Genomic DNA, 1,950 nt, shown 5'->3' with positions numbered 1-1,950 from the left:
GGTGCAGCGCGTCACCGACATCATGGGCGAGATCTCCGCCGCCTCGCAGGAACAGTCGGCCGGCATCGAGCAGGTCAACCAGACCGTGATGCAGATGGACGAGGCCACCCAGCAGAACGCCGCCCTGGTGGAAGAAGCCACCGCCGCCGCGCGTTCGATGGAGGATCAGGCCGGCCAGCTCAGCCAGGCCGTGGCCCTGTTCAAGATCGACCAGCAGGCGCCGACGGCACCGCGCAGTTCCGCACCACCGGCCGCGCTCGTCACTGCCGGCACCAAGCGACCGGCCAAGGCGCCGGTCAAACCCGTCGCACAAGGCGCACGCACCGCACCCAAGCGTGCCGTTGTCGCCGTCGGCGCCAACACCGACTGGCAAGAGTTCTGATCGGCCGGGTGGCCACGCCGACAGCGGCGTGGCCACCGTATCGTCTTGCCGCACCGTCTTTGCCTCTTTGCAGCTCGGCGCTCTCCTTCGCAGAACGCCCCGATGCCTGCCGACTTCGCAGGCACATGCCCCTCCACTCCAGTGTTCAAGCCTGGATCGTGCTGAAGAGCGCCCAAGCGCCGTCACTCAACGGCAAGCGGTCATTGCACCGGCATGGCGCGTAGGGCCGCACTGCGTCAAACACCCGGAGCGTCCGGCAAGGAACCCGCCGACTACGTTCGGGAAGACGCTTCTGACGCTTCTCCGCCAGGGGCAAGCGCTTCCTCGTCCCGCCGACGTCCCCACCAGCCGATTCCGAGCATCCGCGTTCCCGCGTCCCGGCTGCCGACCGAATCGACGGCCTGGGCGCTGTACGCCCTCCCGTCCTGGAGCGGGACATGCGGCTCGCGCCATCCGCCTCTCCCTTGCATGCCAACCGATCTCGGCGTGCGCCGGTCAACCTGCGCGCAAAAAAAAGATCAAGTTATGTGATTCGTTGCCGATAAACGCAAAACCAAAGTCGCATTCACGTTACGTATGGCACATGACCACCCGCCCATACATGCCCCTCCCCATCTCACATCGACCTGAGGAAAGACATGACTATGCCCCGTCCCCATCGCACCAGCAGCGTCGTCACGCGCCTGATGATTGGTGTCTCTGCAATCGCGGCCCTGTGCTTCGGCATCACCGCGCTGCTGATCTACGCAAAAAGCAGCCAAGCGCTGCTGACCTCGGCCAAGGCCGGCATGACCAACGCCGCCTACCTGGAAGCCAAGCGCATCGCAGGCGACATGAACACCGCGTTTTCCGCCAACCAGGCACTGGCGAACGCCATGCTGGTACAGCGCACCCAGGACGGCAATGCGCGCGCGAACGCCAGCGAGATCATGCGCAGGGAACTGCAGCAACATCCCGACTGGACCGCCATGGGGACGATGTGGGAACCGCAGGCATTCGATGGAAAGGACGCGCAGTACGCAGGCAGCGAGGGGCATGACGCCAGCGGCCGTTACATGGTCTATTGGGCCTGGCAAGGCGACAAGCTGATCCGCCAGCCACAGCTGGACTACGCCACGCCGGGCGCTGGCGACTGGTACCTGCGCCCGAGCAAGGAGCGCAGGCAGGCGCTGATCGAGCCGTATTACTACGATATCGGCGGCAGCAAGGTCCTGATTACGACATTGAGCACCCCGGTGATCGAGAACGGCAAGCTGCTTGCGGTGATGAATACCGACATCGGCCTCGCCAAGTTGCAGGAACGCCTGTCGAAATTGCACCCGCTCGGCGTCGGACACGTACGGCTGCTTTCGCCTGGCGGCGCGATCATCGCCGATCGCGACCCTGCACTGGTCGGCAAGAGGCTCGACGATGCCGCGAACCGTGCCTTGCTCGCCCAGATCGCCAAGGGCGAGACCGTCGACCGCGAGACGGTCGATGCGAAGACCGGCGATACCGATGTCGAGATCTACGTGCCCTTGCAGATCGGCCAGGCGCAGGAGCATTTCGCACTGGGTGTCGCGGTGCCG

1 protein-coding gene and 1 pseudogene are annotated in these 1,950 nt (G+C 65.1%); both read left to right on the top strand.

Annotated elements, in window-relative coordinates; all coding sequences use genetic code 11:
• Nucleotides 1-382: pseudogene (locus tag D183_RS0120925) on the top strand (methyl-accepting chemotaxis protein); the annotation flags it as partial.
• A gap of 788 nt (nt 383-1,170) precedes the next feature.
• A partial coding sequence (locus D183_RS0120920) for a PDC sensor domain-containing protein (RefSeq protein WP_441366716.1) occupies nt 1,171-1,950 on the top strand: 780 nt, incomplete at its 3' end.

It is taken from the genome of Xanthomonas sp. SHU 199, from assembly GCF_000364665.1.
Classification (GTDB): Bacteria; Pseudomonadota; Gammaproteobacteria; order Xanthomonadales; family Xanthomonadaceae; genus Xanthomonas_A; species Xanthomonas_A sontii.
The sequence above is the reverse complement of the archived record's forward strand: the minus strand, read 5'-3'. Positions and strand labels throughout refer to the sequence as shown.